The following is a 17,115-nucleotide window of genomic DNA, read 5'->3' on the forward strand; positions in this document are numbered from 1 at the left end:
CAGCTTCGCTCTATCTGAGTAATTAGATAGTATCGTTAAAGGCTTCTTTTTTACTTAGCTTCAAGATTTGTAATTATTTCTTCACGGCACACATCAAGTATTTCGTCAGCAAGAAGTGAATCATCAGGACAAGACCGAGATAGAACAAGAGCCCCAACGGCATGAGCAATGGCATTAATTTTTGCCTTTCGTTCTTCCGTTGTAGACTCAGACCCATTAGACAAACTGGTTAGTTGATTCTCAATTCCAGTCAAAAATGTTTCTTTGAGTGGCTCAGAATGGCGTCCAGCATCAGCACAAAGTGCTGCCATGGTACAGCCGTTACCTGGTGCATCACGATGTTCCCTAGAGAGGTATTTTTGCACGAAAGAGACAATGTCAAAATCAGACATTTGTGAATTTGATTGTGCAAAGCTGTAGGCAGCAGCTTCTGCCATCAAGTCAGCTTTAGACTGAAAATGCTTATAAAACCCTCCATGAGTAAATCCCGCTGTAGACATTAACTCAGCGATGCCAACACCATCATAACCACGCTCACGAAACAATACCGAAGCTGTTCTAACGATTCGCTCACGGTTTTCTTGGGCTTGTGCCTTTGTCACTTTCATATTGATTACGTCTCCTCGTAAAAATCATGGCCTAGTATACTTTGATGATGATCATAATCAAAGTGTTGACTTTTTAGATTATGATCGTCATCATAAAGCGCATTCTCCAGTGATAAAACGGAAAACGCAAAAATGACAGATAAAGCTCTATTCCAACCCTACCAGCTTGGCTCGCTTACCCTTGCTAATCGCTTTGTTATGGCACCACTGACGCGTAACCGTGCGGGTGCAGGCTTAGTGCCGAGTGAATTTGCTGCCACTTACTATGCACAGCGCGCATCGGCGGGCCTGATCATTACTGAAGCCACTCAGATATCCCCGCAAGCGCAAGGTTATCAAGACACTCCAGGTCTCTACATTCAGGCGCAGATCGATGGCTGGCGTAAAGTCACCGATGCAGTACATGCCAAAGGGGGGAAAATCTTTGTCCAACTCTGGCACGTCGGACGTATCTCCCACGTTGACTTGCAACCCAATGGAGCCGCGCCAGTTGCGCCGTCAGCGATCCGAGCCGAAACCAAAGTATTTGTGAATAATGGCTTTGCAGATACTTCTGAACCTCGCGCATTAGCACTCGATGAGATCCCTGGCATTATCGAAGATTTCCGTCAAGCGGCTGCCAATGCAATAAAAGCGGGCTTTGATGGCGTGGAAGTTCACGGCGCGAATGGGTATCTGTTGGAGCAATTTCTAAAAGATGGGGCTAATCAGCGCACCGATGCCTATGGTGGGTCTGTCGAAAACCGTGCTCGCCTGCTGTTGGAAGTCACGGCTGCAGTAAGTAAAGAAATTGGTGCTGAGCGTACGGGTGTGCGTATTTCTCCTGTTTCACCGGCTAATGCCATCTCCATCAGCAATCCACAGGAACAATACGACTATGTAGCGGATGAGTTGAATAATCTCGGCATTGTGTATCTACATGTTGTCGAAGGTGCAACCGGCGGTCCGCGTGATATTGCCCCCTTTGATTACGGCTCACTGCGCCAACGCTTCAAAAATACCTATATGGCCAACAATGGCTATAACACCGAACTGGCTTCAGCTCACTTAGCAGAAGGCAAAGCAGATTTGTTTGCCCTTGGCCGCCCATTCATTTCAACCCCTGATCTCGTTGAAAGATTAAAAACAGGCGCCGCGTTAAACGCGCTTGATGGCACAACACTCTATGGCGGCGGTGCTAAAGGTTATACCGATTATCCAACACTGGCCGATGCTAACGCCTAAAACATTAACTCGCGAAATACATAAGGTAATTCGCGACCTTTTAAAGAATTATTTAGAGAGTAAAACATAATGACAACTTCTACCGTCCTTATCACAGGCGCTTCTACTGGTATTGGTGCTATCTATGCTGATCGCTTTGCGCGTCGTGGTCACGATCTCGTCATCGTTGCCCGTGATGGCGCAAAACTTGAGACTCTGGCAACTCGCTTGCGCCAAGAGTATCGCGTAAATGTAGATGTGCTGCCAGCAGATCTAACCAAATCTAGCGACCTTGCTGTCGTTGAAAAACGTCTGCAAGACGATGCGCGTATCGACACTCTGATTAACAACGCGGGTATCGCGCAATCAGGTAGCTTTGTTGAACAAACATCAGATTCAATCGAAAAACTGATCGCACTTAACATCACAGCACTCACCAGACTTGCTAATGCGGTAACGCCACGTTTAGTCCAACAAGGCAAAGGCGCTATCGTCAATGTGTCTTCGGTTGTTGCCTTAGCGCCTGAATACCAAATGTCTGTCTACGGTGCTAGCAAGGCGTTCGTCTTGTTCTTATCGCAAGGCATGCACCAAGAATTGTCACCTAAAGGTATTTACGTTCAAGCGCTTCTGCCAGCAGGCACTTATACCGAAATCTGGGAACGCGCGGGAATCGATATCAGCAACTCCTCACCTATGATGGAAGTCAATGAACTCGTCGATGCGGCACTGGTTGGTTTCGATCGCAAAGAACTGGTCACCATTCCACCACTGCATAAAGAGACACGTTGGGATGATTTAGAAAAGGCGCGACAAGGATTGCTTTCAGACATCGAGATGTCGCATGCCGCTGCGCGTTATAAGACAGCCTAAATAACGTTCTAACCTTAATTCAGTGCCTTGCTAAGGCATTGACAATCAAAACCTTGTTTAAGGATTTAAAAAATGACTAATAAACTTGTGGCACTGGTGACGGGCGCCTCATCCGGCATTGGCGAAGCCACGGCCATCAAACTTGCAGCAGCTGGCTACCGCGTTTACGGCACCAGCCGACGTGGGGCAACCTCAATTGGCGCTCGCTTTCCAATGCTGGCGCTTGATGTGACTAATGATGAATCTGTCGAAGCTGCCGTTACCGAACTTATTCGCCTTGAGGGACGCATTGACCTTTTAGTTAATAATGCGGGTTTTGGCGTTGCACCCGCAGGCGCAGAAGAAAGTTCAATAGAACAAGCCAAGAGTATTCTTGACACAAACTTCTTCGGTATTGTCCGTATGACGCGTGCCGTCGTGCCCCATATGCGACGTCAAGGAGCTGGCCGGATCATTAACATCAGTTCAATTATAGGTGTTGTACCTATGCCTTATGTGGCGCTTTATGCCGCCAGCAAGCATGCTGTTGAGGGGTACTCGGAGGCCTTAGATCATGAATTGCGTACGCGCGGCATTAGGGTGTCATTAATCGAACCAGCGTTTACCAAAACCAAATTCGAAGCAAACAATGTCCAACCCGATTCTATGCTTCCAGAATACGACAAGATCCGCGCTAAGCTGACTAAAGTTGTAGAAGAGGCGATGGAAGGTGGCGACACGCCTGAAGTCGTCGCGGAGGTGGTGCTAAAGGCGGCTCAGGCAACTAAGCCTCAATTACGTTATACCGCAGGTAAGGCAGCCAGCCAGCTTAAATTTTTACGCAGATTTGCCCCAGCATCAGTATTGGATAAAGGCATACGTAAAAGCTTACGTATTGATGAGAAAGGATAACACCAGTGACCTTTCGACATGTGGCGATACTCACTTCCTTGTTGTTTCTCGTTTTAGCCCTCGGCTGGATGTTATGCCCTGAGCAAATGTTAACGCAATGGGGAGTGCAATATAGCGATAGCACAGGTGTTGTTAGTCGCCGTGGTGCGGCATTTTATCTAGGGTTCGCCATCATGTTTTTCGTGGCTAGAAATACTGAGCATTCAGCGACTCGGATGGCGCTCATCAAAGGAATAATAACAACTTGTACCATACTGATATTACTCGCTGTTTATGAGTTTTTCGTCGGTCATGCTAATAACAAAATCCTGATAGCGGCGTTGATAGAAGCGATTTTAGGATTGGCTTTTTTGTATGTTTGGCGAACATTGATAAAAAAACATCACGTTAGCAATAAGTTGAGATCACACCAATGAAAGCGCTTATCCTCAAGAAATACCATAAATCATCACCCGTTATTGAGTTTAGTGATGTCCCTAAGCCGACAATCAAACCCAATGAAATGCTCGTTCAGGTCTATGCAGCAGGCATAAATCCTATCGACAATATGATCCCAACAGGGACCTTTAAACCTATTCTGCATTTTAAGTTGCCAGCAACGCTCGGTAGCGACTTAGCGGGTGTTGTCACTGAAGTTGGCAGTCAAGTCACACGCTTCAAGCCTGGCGATGCTATTTTTGCCAGCATCTTTGATCTAGGCATTGGCTCGCTTGCTGAATTTGCTGTGGTGCCAGAAAGTGCGGCTGCGCTGAAACCGGCTAATCTTGATTTCGTGCAAGCGGCCTCAATCCCAATGGTCGGCCTAACCGCTTGGCAAGCGCTAAAAGAACGCGCCAATCTCAAAGCCGGTCAGAAAGTGTTTATCCCCGCGGGATCAGGTGGAATAGGGACGTTTGCGATTCAGCTAGCAAAACACCTAGGCGCAACGGTGGCAACCACCACAAGTACCCATAATGTTGAGTTAGTTCGAAGTCTTGGTGCAGATACGATAGTGGACTATAAAAAACAAGCGTTTGAAGCAGAGCTAAATAACTATGATGCCGTATTAGGAACCACAAGAGGCGACACCATAGAGAAATCCATCAACATCCTTAAACCAGGAAGCAAAATTATCTCTCTTGTTGGCCCGTTAGACGCGGCTTTTGCTCGGGCACGCAAACTGAATGGGATATTAGCCTTTGTATTTGGTTTGATGAGCCTGAAAATTAACCGCCTCTCGAACAAGAAAGGCGTTGACTACTCTTTTCTCTTTGTTCGCCCCGATGGCAGTCAACTGAGCGAAATCAGCAAACTCCTTGAAGCAGAAACTATCAAACCAGTTATCGACAAAGTCTTTGCATTCGAACACGCAAAACAAGCGCTGGCTTACCTTGCAGAAGGGCATGCCAAAGGAAAAGTCGTTGTCAAAATACATGATTAACACGCAGCAGTATTCCTTTATAAGCATCGCATAAGCTGCATTTACGGAGAGCAATATGAAATATATCCCTTTTGGAAAAACGGGCCTGCGTGTTTCTCAGGTCGCGCTGGGCACAGGAAATTTTGGCACTGGTTGGGGCTATGGGGCCGATCCAGATACAGCAGAATCAATCTTTAACGCCTACGATGAAGCCGGTGGAAACTTCATTGATACCGCAGATGTGTATCAATTTGGCCAATCCGAGGAGTTACTCGGTAAACTTCTGCAAGGACGACGTGAAAACTTCGTACTCGCAACTAAGTTCACTAGCGGCTCAGTCCCTAATGCCAATCGGCTGGTCACAGGTAATAGCCGCAAAGCCATGATTGCCTCCGTAGAAGCGAGTCTTAAACGTCTAAAAACTGACAGGATTGATATTTACTGGGCACATCACCCCGATGAAATCACTCCGACCGAAGAGATTATCCGTGGATTTGAAGACTTAGTACGCGCAGGCAAAATTCTTTATGCTGGTCTATCAAATTTTTCCGCTTGGCGTTTGTCTCGCGCCGTGACTATGGCCGAGCTGCTCCATACAGTCCCTATCGCGGCGGCCCAATTCGAACACAGCCTAGTTAGACGCGAACCCGAAACCGATCTATTACCGGCCTCATTGGCATTAGGTCTTGGGGTAACGACTTGGTCACCTCTTGGCGGCGGCATGCTCACTGGTAAGTACCGACAAGGAGCCAAAGGTCGTGCAGAAGGGTTTGGAGGACGAGTTTTCCAAGCTGAGAATTCCCAGCAGCGCTCAGACATCCTGGACACTGTTATAGCGATTGCTGATGAACTCAATATAAGCCCTAGCCAAGTCGCAATAGCTTGGGCTGGTTCGCATGGCACAACGCCGATTATCGGACCCCGTTCGCTAGCCCAACTGACTGATAACCTAAGCGCGCTGTTAGTAAACTTATCGAGCGAGCAACTCTCTCATCTCGATAAGGTGAGCAATATAGCTTCATTGACAACGGTTAGGTCACCAACTCCTTGGGAAGAGGATTTAACTCGTATGGTTGCTTGTAAGTAATATATTAAGATCGCGACGCTTGGTTCTTTGATACAAAATCATGGGTTCGCCCCTCATCCAAATATCAGAGCTGTTGGCAATGGTAGCTGAATGAATGCCAAATTAAGGTCACAAATAAAGGGGCTTTGTGTCCCCAGCTCCTTTAAGTTATACCGACAAGATTGTGGCGAGGTCATAAATACAATATTTTAAAGATGTTCAATGTTGGCCTAGAAACGTCCAACGTCTTATACAATACTAGAACCTCAATCATAAGTACGTCCGCAAAGAGCAGTTCTAATGTTATGGCTATCGCTTAGTTGATTCGATACTTTTAGACTTCTCGTTAAGTGAGTAAACCTGCTTATTCAAGTGAAGTGTGTTAACAAAGAAACCCTGATCTAACCTCCCCAATTCGTACACCAGAATTTATAACTGAAGCTCGGAAGTGTACTCAGAAAATTAGTGTCGTCGCAGCAGCCAGTTAGCTCTGATGATTTTATCACCCGTTTCTTTAGAACTAAAAGCTAGTTGCCATACTTTTAATAATCCAAAAAATTGAGATTAGAGCAAAAACGTTAGCAAGGAAATGTCCACAAACGTGCTAATAACATTGATTAAAATGGCATTTATGTTGAGCAAAGGTGAGCAAGTGGATTACAACTATTGAGAAATAATACATGGGCTAACAAGCTGTATGGCTAATCATTCAATTATTAATGCGATTTCCTCGATAACTCGTTAGTCAAATAAAATCTTCTCACTTGGCTGGTCATTACTTTGATAGTTTCAAGCAGATTTGAATTTTTAAGTTGCAGTTGTGTGCCAACTAGGGTGGTGGTCAACAAAAAATCATCAAAAGCATCTTGTGCCGACAGGTTTGGCACGAAATGGGCACAAATTTAGAAAAATGGCTAATTTAGGGGGAACAGCGGTAAATGTGGATTAAGCAATAGAGGCAAAATCAGGCAGAGCCGAAGGGTGGGGTATGTTTGAATATTTTTGGAAAAACCTAGAACAGGCACGAATATTTTATCTTAGGCACAAATAAAAATTAAGCATCTTGATGGATGGACAGGTTAAATTGAGATTTTACAGGGAGTTAAAGCAAGAAATGGTACACCCGAGTGGACTCGAACCACCGACCCCTACCATGTCAAGGTAGTGCTCTAACCAACTGAGCTACGGGTGCACTGTTTGAATTTCACTTTTTAGACTCTGTGAAAAGAGTGGTACACCCGAGTGGACTCGAACCACCGACCCCTACCATGTCAAGGTAGTGCTCTAACCAACTGAGCTACGGGTGCATCGTATTACTTATATCGAAACCGCTAAACGCATCTCGCTTTCGAACGAGCGCTATATTAGGGGGATAGCGAAAGGCTGGCAAGCAAAAAAACGAATTTTATTGTCAAATGGTGAATTGCTGTGCAACTTGCCCAGTGTTTCAGCAAAGTTACTGATAAAACGGCAAGTTAGGCTTCAAAGATTGCAAAATTAAAAGAAATTAAACAAAACGGCGAGCTAATGCTCGCCGTTGATTCAGTGAATTATGTCCTATGTCAATGGTGCACGCTGTCGCCTTCAATCAGACTTAAATGTACGCCATGCTTTTGAATATAACGTAGACGGATGAAAAACAGCAGCGCCGCCGAGGTGAGACCTGCAATCAATCCTGCCCAAAAGCCATGGGCGCCCATGGCGGGTACGATAAAGTCGGTATACGCCAAGGTATAACCTAAGGTCATGCCGATTCCCCAATAGGAAAACAGCGTAATATAAAACGCACTGCGGGTATCCTTATATCCACGTAGTGCACCAGCGGCAACCACTTGGACTGAGTCAGATAGTTGATATAGCGCGGCCATCAACATCAAACTGCCCGCAAGTACCACCACTTCAGGATCGCTGTTATATAACTCGGCGATTTGAAAGCGGAATATCACCGTTAAGATTGCCGTCGATAAGGCCAACGATAGTGCCAACCACAATCCGACTTTAGCCACCACGGCAGAAATATCTGCACGATCGCGGCCAAGGTAGTAGCCAATACGAATCGAGACGGCAATACCAATCGACAGTGGCAACATAAATACAATAGCGGAGAAGTTCAACGCTATCTGATGACTTGCCACCACAGTTGCGCCTAATGGCGCCAGCAGCAGGGCGATAATCGCAAACAGACTTACTTCAAAAAATAACGCCATCGCGATTGGCATGCCGAGCTTGGTCATCTTTTTCATGGTGGTAAAATCGGGGCGATGGAATTGGCTAAAGGGCGCCAATGCGGCAAATTTCTTATGAAACTGCATATAAATCGTCATGGCGATCAACATGGCCCAAAATACCAATGCAGTTGCGACACCGCAGCCAGCGCCGCCCATGGCAGGCACGCCGAAGTGACCATAAATAAAGATATAGTTTGCTGGAATATTTACTGCGAGTCCCACAAAACCGATGATCATAGTCGGTAAGGTATATGAAATCCCCTCACTGCAACCGCGTAATACTTGGTAGAGCACAAATGCGGGGGCACCCCATAAAATACCGTCGATATATCCTATGGTTAAGTTGTACAATTGGGGCTCTAAATTCATATGGCTGAGCACGAGTGGCGCGGATGCGAGAAACGCCATTACGCCAAGGCCACCAATTAAGGCTAAGTAGGCGCCTTGAAACGCCAGCGGTTGAATGGCTTTCTGATTGTTTGCGCCATTGTGATGGGCAAATAATGGCGTAAACGCCATCAGTAGCCCTTGTACAAATAGAATTGCGGGCAACCAAAGACTGGTTCCCACGGCAACTGCGGCCATATCGACCGCACTGACGCGACCCGCCATTACCGTGTCGATAAACCCCATCATGGTTTGTGTCACTTGGGCGATCAACACTGGAAGTGCGAGTTGAATTAAGCGTTTGGCCTGAAAGCCTGAATGATTCATAAATACAGCCTTTAACGAATAAGCGAGCAAAAAATGTTTACTGGTATAGTTCAAGCCACCTGTGAGGTGGTTGCAATACATAAGAAAGATGGCCTCAATACCCTTGAGGTAGCGTTTAAACCTGATTTGCATGAGGGACTTGCAATTGGCGCAAGTGTGGCAAATAACGGGGTATGTCTGACGGTGACTCAGGTCGTTGATGATAGGGTATTTTTCGATGTAGTGGAAGAGACCTTAAGATTGACTAACTTGGCAAATTTATCCGTTGGGCAGCGCGTTAACATTGAACGCTCTCTGACTTTTGGAAGCGAAATCGGCGGCCATATCCTATCTGGACACATTCATACCAAGGCAAAAGTCAGTCACATTAGTCACACCGAGCAGCATTATGATCTGACCTTAAGCGTCGAGCCTAAATGGATGAATTATATTCTCTATAAAGGCTTTGTTGGGGTAAATGGTTGCAGCCTTACCGTTGGCGAGGTGACCGAGAGTACTTTTATGCTGCACTTGATCCCAGAAACTCTTAAGTTGACCAATTTAGGCCAATGTCAGGTTGGTGATGAGTTAAATATCGAAATTGACAGCCAAACCCAAGCCATCGTCGACACCGTTGAGCGTGTGCTGGCTAAACGTTTTAGCGGCCAATCTTAATCAACATGCCTAATAAATTTGCTCGTCGTCCGAGTCAATATATAACTCTATGGTTCGGCGGGCATCATCCACATGTAAACGCAGGTGGATGGGATTACAACAAATTCGGCAGTCATCGTAATAATCCTGATCGCCGCTGCTGGCATCAATACTAATATGTTGATGGTGTCCGCAGTGGGGGCACGCAATCACTTTATTCATGATCCTCATGGCGCAACTCCTCGCTAACGAAGGGATGACATTTGTCGCTAAGCCTTCACACTGGCTTTGTTTGAGTATACAAGAATGTGCCGTGGCAGCTTAGATAAAGTCGATATCAAAATCTCATTAACTAGATTTTTCCATTCAGCTCAGCGCTTGGTACTTTTTTCACTAAAATTTTCTAGCGTAAGAACCGTCAAGCATGTGCACCAGATAAGTTAACTCAATCCTTTACCGTCATAAGTTCGACAGGCGCCGTCGGTAATATGCCTTCCTCTATATTGTCACTAATGGCCTGCGATAGTCGTTCGATCTGTAGCAAAAGCTCGGCATGGATATCGGCCTGTAAGCCACTGGTGTCGAATTGTACTGTTTGGCTTTGAACCACTATCGGCTCAGGTTGTGTTTTTGGTATGGGGTTAACAGAGATTGAATTCTGGGCGACTTGGCTAAGTGCAACCGTCAATAGGATACTCGTGAACATACCAACTCCTTTTGCTTCATTATTTACAGCGATGTGACGGCAACGGCATTTGTTATGGCAAATAACAAAGAATCCCGCGGTCATTTAACGCGCATAGCGTAGGGGCGTTAAATGACTGCCACATGAACGATTGACTGCAATATGATGAATTAACGGAAAACTTCGCGGATTGGTTTTAATAAATGCATCGATTTGGGCGTTAAGCCCCGCAATCGGGCCATTTAACTTGCGTGTATTAAAGACGATCCCGTAGAATAACTGCCTGCTACGCAAGGCGGCTAAGACTCCTGTACTGTCTTAACCTCGCGAGCATTACTCTTTTTACTTAATCACCATGTGGCCCTACGTGTGGGTCACCACTGGACAAGGATATTTCATGCCTGTAATTACACTTCCTGATGGTAGCAAACGCGAGTTTGCACATCCCGTATCGACTCTCGATGTTGCCGCTGATATTGGCCCTGGTCTTGCGAAAGCCTGTATCGCAGGTCGCGTGAATGGCGAACTCAAAGACGCCTGCGATCTTATCGAAACCGATGCCGAACTTTCTATTATTACCGCTAAAGACGAAGAAGGTATTGAAATCCTTCGCCATTCTTGCGCGCATTTATTAGGCCATGCAATCAAGCAATTATGGCCACAAACCAAGATGGCGATCGGTCCAGTGATCGATAACGGCTTCTACTACGACATCGATCTTGAGCATAAGCTGACTCAAGAAGATATCGAAGCCCTCGAAAAACGTATGCTTGAACTGGCAAAAACCAACTATGACGTGGTGAAACGCGTTGTAAGCTGGCAAGAAGCCCGTGATACCTTCGCCGCCCGCGGTGAAGAATATAAGATTGCGATTCTGGATGAAAACATCAGCAAAGATGCGACACCTGCTCTGTATCATCACGAAGAATACACCGACATGTGCCGTGGTCCTCACGTGCCAAACATGCGTTTTTGCCAGCATTTTAAATTGATGAGCATTGCCGGCGCCTACTGGCGCGGTAACTCTGAAAACAAGATGCTGCAACGTATTTACGGTACTGCGTGGGCTGACAAAAAAGCCCTGAGTACCTATTTAACTCGTCTCGAAGAAGCGGCTAAACGTGACCACCGCAAGATTGGTAAGCAGCTCGATCTATACCATATGCAAGAAGAAGCACCCGGCATGGTGTTCTGGCATAACGACGGTTGGAGTATCTTCCTTGAGTTAGAAAGATTCATTCGTCGCAAGTTAAATCAATACACTTACCAAGAAGTGAAAGGTCCACTCATGATGGACCGCGTACTGTGGGAGCGTTCTGGTCATTGGGATAAGTACTCAGAAGCCATGTTCACCACCAGCAGTGAAAACCGTGAATATGCGGTTAAGCCAATGAACTGCCCTGGCCACGTACAGATTTTCAACCAAGGTTTGAAATCTTACCGTGACTTGCCATTGCGTATGGCGGAATTTGGTTGCTGTCACCGTAATGAGCCTTCTGGTTCACTGCACGGCCTGATGCGCGTACGTGGTTTTACTCAAGACGACGCCCATATTTTCTGTACTGAAGAGCAAGTTCAAGCGGAAGTCAGCTCTTGTATCCAAATGGTATACGATACTTACTCTACCTTCGGTTTTGAAAACATCGTGGTAAAACTATCAACTCGCCCAGAAAAACGTATCGGTGACGATGCGATGTGGGATAGAGCTGAAGAAGCGTTGAAACAAGCCTTACGTGCTAATAATATTGAATTCACTATTTTACCGGGTGAAGGTGCCTTCTACGGTCCTAAGATTGAGTTCACACTGCACGACTGTTTAGACCGTGCATGGCAGTGCGGAACAGTGCAACTTGACTACGCATTACCAAGCCGTTTAGGTGCAACTTATGTGGCGGAAGATAATAGCCGTCAAACGCCTGTGATGATCCATCGTGCAATTTTAGGTTCGTTGGAGCGTTTCTTAGGTATTCTAATTGAAGAATATGCTGGTCGGTTCCCAACATGGTTAGCGCCAATGCAAGTTGTCGTGATGAATATCACCGACAAACAGGCTGATTATGTTGAAGAAGTGGTCAAATTCTTCAAAGAACAAGGTATTCGTGCCTCATTTGACTTGAGGAATGAGAAAATAGGCTTTAAAATACGCGAACACACCTTAAGGCGTGTCCCTTATTTATTGGTCGTTGGCGATCAAGAGATGGAAAATAAGGAAGTCGCGGTGCGTACTCGTGATGGCGTTGATTTAGGTAAGATGCGAATTGAAGATTTCGCCGCTAAAATCCATCAACAGATTTCGCTCCGTAGTCTCAAATTGTTGGAGGAATAGGTCATAAAGATCAAGAAAACAGCAGGGCGTCAGCTGGCCCCTAATAGAATCAATGAAGAAATCACAGGTGTACCAGAAGTACGCTTAACCGGCATTGATGGTGAAGCTATTGGTGTGGTGAGCATCAGAGATGCTCAGAATTTGGCAGATGAAGCAGGTGTAGACCTAGTTGAAATTAGTCCAAATGCTGAACCTCCAGTATGTCGCATTATGGACTACGGTAAGTTCCTGTTTGATAAGGCTAAGTCAGCCAAGGAACAAAAGAAGAAGCAAAAGCAGGTTCAGGTTAAGGAAATTAAATTCCGTCCTGGAACTGACGAAAACGACTATCAGGTAAAACTACGCAACCTGATACGTTTTCTGGAAGACGGGGACAAAGCGAAAATTACGCTGCGTTTCCGAGGTCGCGAAATGGCCCACCAAAATCTTGGTATGGATCTTTTGAACCGTATTAAGACTGATTTGGATGAGTATGCGGTTGTTGAATCCTTCCCGAAAATGGAAGGCCGACAAGCCATCATGGTGCTAGCGCCTAAAAAGAAATAAGTAGGGCAACCTATAAAGTAGTGAAGGCTATATGCCTTCGCTCGCCTTGCTTTTTATTTAACATCCCAATGCGGAGTTTTAGTAATGCCTAAAATGAAAACCGACAGAGGTGTAGCGAAGCGTTTTAAGAAAACCGCTAATGGTTTCAAGCGCAAGCAAGCCCATTTACGTCACATTCTGACCAAAAAGAGCACTAAGCGTAAGCGTCACTTACGTAACAAGTGTTTAGTTGCCAAAGTTGACGTTCCAGCAATCGCGCGTCAATTACCATACGCTTAATTTAGGAGATTAGAAAATGCCAAGAGTTAAGCGTGGTGTAACCGCACGTGCTCGTCACAAGAAAGTTTTAAAATTAGCTAAAGGTTATTATGGCGCTCGTAGCCGTACTTACCGCGTTGCTGTTCAAGCAGTAACTAAAGCTGGTCAATATGCTTACCGTGACCGTCGTCAGAAAAAACGTCAATTCCGCCAACTGTGGATTGCACGTATTAATGCTGCAGCTCGTCAAAATGGTCTGTCTTACAGCCGTTTCATCAACGGTCTGAAAAAGGCGTCTATCGAAATCGATCGTAAGATTTTGGCTGACATCGCTGTATTTGACAAAGTTGTATTCGCAACTTTAGTTGAAAAAGCAAAAGAAGCGTTAAACTAAGCAATTAGTTTGTCGCACTTAAGAGGGGACCATTTGGTCCCTTTTTTTGTTGCTGTTTTTAGCCACAACATGCAGATAAAAAATTGCAGGCTAAGGTAGTTAACCTGTGCCTGCTATTATTTGAGTCTAGATAAGACTTACAGTAGATTATTTCTTCGCGTCTAAGTAACGCTCGGCATCTAATGCTGCCATACAACCTGTACCCGCAGAGGTAATCGCTTGACGGTAATGTTGGTCCATCACATCACCTGCGGCAAACACGCCTTCTATACTGGTTTGCGTGGCGTTACCATGGAGACCACTCTGCACCTTCAAATAGCCGTTGTTCATCTCTAATTGGCCTTCGAAAATCCCTGTGTTTGGGCTGTGACCAATGGCCACGAACACACCGGCAACGGCTAGATCAGTGATAGAACCGTCTTTGGTGCTCTTCATTTTTAGACCTGTTACACCCATTGCATCACCAACCACTTCTTCCATGGTTTGGTCGAGATGCAGGATAATGTTGCCGTTGGCGACTTTATCCATTAAACGGTCGATAAGAATTTTTTCTGAGCGGAAGGTGTCGCGACGGTGAATTAAGTGCACTTCGGCGGCGATATTGCTTAGGTATAGTGCTTCTTCTACGGCTGTGTTACCACCACCAATCACTGCAACTTTTTGATTACGATAGAAGAAACCATCACAGGTTGCACAGGCCGATACGCCGCGTCCTTTGAACGCTTCTTCAGACTCAAGTCCTAGGTAACGGGCAGAGGCGCCAGTGGCGATGATTAGCGCATCACAGGTATATTCGCCGTTATCGCCTTTTAAACGGAAAGGACGTTCAGTTAGCGTCACTTCATTAATATGATCGAACAGAATTTCAGTATCAAATTTTTCCGCATGCTTTTGCATACGTTCCATTAATGCTGGACCCGTTAAGTCTTCTGCATCACCTGGCCAGTTTTCAACTTCAGTTGTGGTCGTTAACTGACCACCTTGCTGCATACCTGTGATCATCACAGGCTTTAAGTTTGCGCGCGCAGCATAAACTGCGGCTGTGTATCCTGCGGGACCTGAACCTAAAATCAATAGGTTACTATGTCTGACTTGGCTCATTTTTCTCTCCGTGCTTTTAGCAAATTGCATGGATTGTAGGGAATTTACCTGTAGGGGTAAAGCGATGTTTGGTGATTCTTTTAGATTATGCTAATCGAATCCTAAGGCAAATTGTCAGCCTGAGTTTACTAAGGCTCTGGCTTAAAACCGGCGTGAGTGAAGATAATTGTGATCTGCATAAAAAATCGGCCTCAACAGAGTGAGGCCGAACAAAGCAGAGTAGGTCCGTGTGAACCTAGGCTCTCATATGATTAGGCTAATAAACTTGCTGGCGCTGTGTACTCAAGATTTAATGCTTGAGCCACTTCTTTACAAACCAGTTTGCCGTGCATTACGTTCAAACCGTTTAGTAAGTGCTTGTCTTGTAACAGGGCGGCTTTATAACCTAAGTTAGCTAACTTAAGGATATAAGGCAGAGTTGCGTTATTGAGAGCGAAGGTTGATGTACGGGCTACTGCGCCTGGCATGTTCGCTACACAGTAGTGCACAACATCATCAACGATATAAGTTGGATCTTGGTGAGTCGTTGCATGGGAGGTTTCCACGCAACCGCCTTGGTCGATAGCAACGTCTACGATAGCACTGCCTGGTTTCATACGAGAAATCATGCTACGTGTCACCAGTTTAGGTGCCGCAGCACCAGGAATTAATACGCCACCAATGACTAAGTCAGCTTCTAATACATGGCGCTCAATCGCATCGGCAGTCGAGTAAACCGCTTTAACTGCAGAACCAAATTGCATGTTTAAGCGACGTAGTGCATCGATGCTACGATCAAGCACAACTACATCCGCGCCCATACCGACAGCCATTTGCGCTGCATTAGTACCGACCATGCCGCCGCCAATGATCACAACTTTAGCTGGCTCAACACCGGGTACACCACCTAATAACATACCACGACCACCAGAAGATTTTTCCAGCGCCATCGCACCCGCTTGGATAGACATGCGGCCAGCCACTTCTGACATCGGGGCTAACAGCGGTAAGCCTCCACGGTCATCGGTCACAGTTTCGTAAGCGATACATACGGCACCACTTTTAATTAAATCTTCAGTTTGTGGTAAATCCGGTGCTAAATGCAGATAAGTGAATAAAATCTGGTCATGACGCAGCATGGCGCGTTCAACTGCTTGAGGCTCTTTTACCTTTACAATCATCTCTGCTTTAGTAAAGACTTTAGCAGCAGTTGCTAATATTTTTGCGCCTGCATCAATATAATCCTGATCAGTAAAACCAATTCCCGTGCCGGCATTCGTTTCTACAAACACTTCATGACCTTTGATTGTCAATTCGCGAACGCTTGAAGGAACCATACCGACACGATACTCGTGGTTTTTAATTTCCTTTGGTACACCAATAATCATTTTTGAGCCTCAATTGCCTGAAAAACCCACTTTTAATGGGCATAATTGTTATTTTATCGTGACCTGAACGTGATTAATTCAGGGATATCTAGTATAGTATCGGCGACGCAGTTTATGCTGCTGAACTTTAGACATACGTAGAATAAAATGTTGTTTTAGTGATAAAGCAAGGTTAAATAAATGGCATATAATAAAAAGAGTCCTGTAAAAGACTTGGATCGCATCGATCGCAACATTCTTAATGAATTACAAATTGATGGACGCATTTCAAATGTGGAACTATCTAAAAGAGTGGGATTAAGTCCTACTCCGTGTTTAGAAAGAGTGAAACGACTCGAAAAGCAAGGATATATCAATGGCTATACTGCTTTGGTGAATCCTCATTTCTTGGGTGCATCCCTACTGGTATTCGTGGAAATCACATTAAGCCGTGATACTCCCGAAGTATTTGATAAGTTTAATCGCGCTGTGCAACTGTTGGATGATATTCAAGAATGTCATCTCGTTTCTGGTGACTTTGACTACTTATTAAAAACACGTGTTTCTGATATGTCGGCTTATCGCCGCTTATTGGGCGAAACTTTACTGAAATTACCTTCTGTTTCTGATACCCGTACCTACGTGGTGATGGAAGAAGTTAAACATACTAGTCGTGTTGCGATAAACCAGCTGCTCTGCGATATTTAATACCCTGAAACGGTTACAATAAGGGGCCTAGGCCCCTTATTTATTCCAGTGTAAGCCTTTTAAAACCACACTTATAATCTTGCTTTTGCCCTTAAGTTAGCCAGCTTAGGGGCATATTTTTATCTGGCATTTGTCT

The 17,115-nt window shown here is 45.4% G+C and carries 18 protein-coding genes and 2 tRNA genes; 12 read left to right on the plus strand and 8 right to left on the minus strand.

The genetic code is table 11. The annotated features are described in order from the left end of the window. Positions 1 to 50 precede the first annotated feature (50 nt). Positions 51 to 608 (minus strand): TetR/AcrR family transcriptional regulator, encoded by a 558-nt coding sequence (locus M0413_RS07285; protein WP_047536548.1) that lies wholly within the window; start codon positions 606 to 608, stop codon positions 51 to 53. Positions 609 to 740: 132 nt separating this feature from the next. Here M0413_RS07285 and M0413_RS07290 point away from each other — a divergent pair, with 132 nt between their 5' ends. The 6 genes from M0413_RS07290 (at position 741) to M0413_RS07315 (ending at position 6,061) form a co-directional block, all read left to right on the plus strand. Beyond that, positions 741 to 1,832, plus strand: a complete 1,092-nt coding sequence (locus tag M0413_RS07290; RefSeq protein WP_249553646.1) for an alkene reductase — start codon at positions 741 to 743, stop codon at positions 1,830 to 1,832. A gap of 69 nt (positions 1,833 to 1,901) precedes the next feature. After that, positions 1,902 to 2,684 carry an SDR family NAD(P)-dependent oxidoreductase gene (locus tag M0413_RS07295; RefSeq protein ID WP_047536552.1) on the plus strand — a complete coding sequence of 261 codons (783 nt, stop codon included), beginning with the start codon at positions 1,902 to 1,904 and terminating at the stop codon, positions 2,682 to 2,684. A gap of 72 nt (positions 2,685 to 2,756) precedes the next feature. After that, entirely contained in the window at positions 2,757 to 3,575 is an 819-nt protein-coding gene (locus M0413_RS07300; RefSeq protein WP_249553648.1) for an oxidoreductase, read from the plus strand. A 5-nt stretch (positions 3,576 to 3,580) separates the two neighbouring features. After that, entirely contained in the window at positions 3,581 to 3,991 is a 411-nt protein-coding gene (locus M0413_RS07305) for a hypothetical protein (RefSeq protein ID WP_249553649.1), read from the plus strand. Beyond that, positions 3,988 to 4,995 carry an NADP-dependent oxidoreductase gene (locus M0413_RS07310; protein WP_249553651.1) on the plus strand — a complete coding sequence of 336 codons (1,008 nt, stop codon included), beginning with the start codon at positions 3,988 to 3,990 and terminating at the stop codon, positions 4,993 to 4,995. Before M0413_RS07305 ends, M0413_RS07310 begins: the two co-directional genes overlap by 4 nt. A gap of 55 nt (positions 4,996 to 5,050) precedes the next feature. Next, entirely contained in the window at positions 5,051 to 6,061 is a 1,011-nt protein-coding gene (locus M0413_RS07315; protein ID WP_249553653.1) for an aldo/keto reductase, read from the plus strand. Between the two features lie 1,094 nt (positions 6,062 to 7,155). On the opposite strand, the gene M0413_RS07320 is transcribed toward M0413_RS07315, so the two are convergent. The 3 genes from M0413_RS07320 to M0413_RS07330 all read right to left on the minus strand — a co-directional run bounded on the left by M0413_RS07320 (position 7,156) and on the right by M0413_RS07330 (position 8,982). Next, positions 7,156 to 7,232: transfer RNA gene (locus M0413_RS07320), tRNA-Val, on the minus strand. A gap of 38 nt (positions 7,233 to 7,270) precedes the next feature. After that, positions 7,271 to 7,347: transfer RNA gene (locus M0413_RS07325), tRNA-Val, on the minus strand. A gap of 255 nt (positions 7,348 to 7,602) precedes the next feature. Beyond that, positions 7,603 to 8,982, minus strand: a complete 1,380-nt coding sequence (locus tag M0413_RS07330) for an MATE family efflux transporter (protein ID WP_037427637.1) — start codon at positions 8,980 to 8,982, stop codon at positions 7,603 to 7,605. A gap of 33 nt (positions 8,983 to 9,015) precedes the next feature. Between M0413_RS07330 and M0413_RS07335 the strand changes: the two genes are divergently transcribed. Next, positions 9,016 to 9,636, plus strand: a complete 621-nt coding sequence (locus tag M0413_RS07335) for a riboflavin synthase subunit alpha (RefSeq protein WP_249553655.1) — start codon at positions 9,016 to 9,018, stop codon at positions 9,634 to 9,636. A gap of 9 nt (positions 9,637 to 9,645) precedes the next feature. On the opposite strand, the gene M0413_RS07340 is transcribed toward M0413_RS07335, so the two are convergent. Together M0413_RS07340 and M0413_RS07345 are read right to left on the minus strand one after the other, a co-directional pair. Further along, a complete protein-coding gene (locus M0413_RS07340; protein WP_011622722.1) occupies positions 9,646 to 9,846 on the minus strand; it encodes a CPXCG motif-containing cysteine-rich protein in 201 nt (66 codons plus the stop codon). Positions 9,847 to 10,060: 214 nt separating this feature from the next. Next, on the minus strand, positions 10,061 to 10,321 hold the full coding sequence (locus M0413_RS07345) for a hypothetical protein (protein ID WP_239000499.1): 261 nt from the start codon (positions 10,319 to 10,321) through the stop codon (positions 10,061 to 10,063). A 376-nt stretch (positions 10,322 to 10,697) separates the two neighbouring features. Here M0413_RS07345 and thrS point away from each other — a divergent pair, with 376 nt between their 5' ends. From thrS to rplT, 4 genes are all read left to right on the plus strand, one after another. Next, the gene (gene thrS, locus M0413_RS07350; RefSeq protein WP_069454916.1) at positions 10,698 to 12,626 is read left to right on the plus strand and encodes a threonine--tRNA ligase; all 1,929 of its coding nucleotides are present in this window, start codon (positions 10,698 to 10,700) and stop codon (positions 12,624 to 12,626) included. Positions 12,627 to 12,629: 3 nt separating this feature from the next. Then, positions 12,630 to 13,172: a translation initiation factor IF-3 gene (gene infC / locus M0413_RS07355; RefSeq protein ID WP_011072302.1), complete on the plus strand. Its 543-nt coding sequence runs from the start codon at positions 12,630 to 12,632 to the stop codon at positions 13,170 to 13,172. Positions 13,173 to 13,256: 84 nt separating this feature from the next. Next, the gene (gene rpmI, locus M0413_RS07360) at positions 13,257 to 13,451 is read left to right on the plus strand and encodes a 50S ribosomal protein L35 (RefSeq protein WP_011072303.1); all 195 of its coding nucleotides are present in this window, start codon (positions 13,257 to 13,259) and stop codon (positions 13,449 to 13,451) included. A gap of 16 nt (positions 13,452 to 13,467) precedes the next feature. Beyond that, on the plus strand, positions 13,468 to 13,824 hold the full coding sequence (gene rplT / locus M0413_RS07365) for a 50S ribosomal protein L20 (protein ID WP_006081652.1): 357 nt from the start codon (positions 13,468 to 13,470) through the stop codon (positions 13,822 to 13,824). A gap of 147 nt (positions 13,825 to 13,971) precedes the next feature. Here the strand turns inward: rplT and trxB are convergent, their stop codons facing one another. Further along, positions 13,972 to 14,925 carry a thioredoxin-disulfide reductase gene (trxB, locus tag M0413_RS07370; RefSeq protein ID WP_169548012.1) on the minus strand — a complete coding sequence of 318 codons (954 nt, stop codon included), beginning with the start codon at positions 14,923 to 14,925 and terminating at the stop codon, positions 13,972 to 13,974. Between the two features lie 251 nt (positions 14,926 to 15,176). Beyond that, positions 15,177 to 16,292: an alanine dehydrogenase gene (gene ald / locus M0413_RS07375; RefSeq protein WP_249553656.1), complete on the minus strand. Its 1,116-nt coding sequence runs from the start codon at positions 16,290 to 16,292 to the stop codon at positions 15,177 to 15,179. A gap of 180 nt (positions 16,293 to 16,472) precedes the next feature. Between ald and lrp the strand changes: the two genes are divergently transcribed. Then, positions 16,473 to 16,979, plus strand: a complete 507-nt coding sequence (lrp, locus tag M0413_RS07380; protein WP_037418431.1) for a leucine-responsive transcriptional regulator Lrp — start codon at positions 16,473 to 16,475, stop codon at positions 16,977 to 16,979. Positions 16,980 to 17,115 lie beyond the last annotated feature (136 nt).

The sequence above is a fragment of the Shewanella sp. 8A genome, from assembly GCF_023475945.1.
Lineage (GTDB): Bacteria > Pseudomonadota > Gammaproteobacteria > Enterobacterales > Shewanellaceae > Shewanella > Shewanella xiamenensis.

Bases quoted from the DNA above. Each gene is read 5' to 3' on its own strand.
- M0413_RS07285 (WP_047536548.1), bottom strand. From the start codon at position 608: ATGAAAGTGACAAAGGCACAAGCCCAAGAAAACCGTGAGCGAATCGTT.
- M0413_RS07290 (WP_249553646.1), top strand. From the start codon at position 741: ATGACAGATAAAGCTCTATTCCAACCCTACCAGCTTGGCTCGCTTACC.
- M0413_RS07295 (WP_047536552.1), top strand. From the start codon at position 1,902: ATGACAACTTCTACCGTCCTTATCACAGGCGCTTCTACTGGTATTGGT.
- M0413_RS07300 (WP_249553648.1), top strand. From the start codon at position 2,757: ATGACTAATAAACTTGTGGCACTGGTGACGGGCGCCTCATCCGGCATT.
- M0413_RS07310 (WP_249553651.1), top strand. From the start codon at position 3,988: ATGAAAGCGCTTATCCTCAAGAAATACCATAAATCATCACCCGTTATT.
- M0413_RS07315 (WP_249553653.1), top strand. From the start codon at position 5,051: ATGAAATATATCCCTTTTGGAAAAACGGGCCTGCGTGTTTCTCAGGTC.
- M0413_RS07330 (WP_037427637.1), bottom strand. From the start codon at position 8,982: ATGAATCATTCAGGCTTTCAGGCCAAACGCTTAATTCAACTCGCACTT.
- M0413_RS07335 (WP_249553655.1), top strand. From the start codon at position 9,016: ATGTTTACTGGTATAGTTCAAGCCACCTGTGAGGTGGTTGCAATACAT.
- M0413_RS07340 (WP_011622722.1), bottom strand. From the start codon at position 9,846: ATGAGGATCATGAATAAAGTGATTGCGTGCCCCCACTGCGGACACCAT.
- M0413_RS07345 (WP_239000499.1), bottom strand. From the start codon at position 10,321: ATGTTCACGAGTATCCTATTGACGGTTGCACTTAGCCAAGTCGCCCAG.
- thrS (WP_069454916.1), top strand. From the start codon at position 10,698: ATGCCTGTAATTACACTTCCTGATGGTAGCAAACGCGAGTTTGCACAT.
- rpmI (WP_011072303.1), top strand. From the start codon at position 13,257: ATGCCTAAAATGAAAACCGACAGAGGTGTAGCGAAGCGTTTTAAGAAA.
- rplT (WP_006081652.1), top strand. From the start codon at position 13,468: ATGCCAAGAGTTAAGCGTGGTGTAACCGCACGTGCTCGTCACAAGAAA.
- trxB (WP_169548012.1), bottom strand. From the start codon at position 14,925: ATGAGCCAAGTCAGACATAGTAACCTATTGATTTTAGGTTCAGGTCCC.
- ald (WP_249553656.1), bottom strand. From the start codon at position 16,292: ATGATTATTGGTGTACCAAAGGAAATTAAAAACCACGAGTATCGTGTC.
- lrp (WP_037418431.1), top strand. From the start codon at position 16,473: ATGGCATATAATAAAAAGAGTCCTGTAAAAGACTTGGATCGCATCGAT.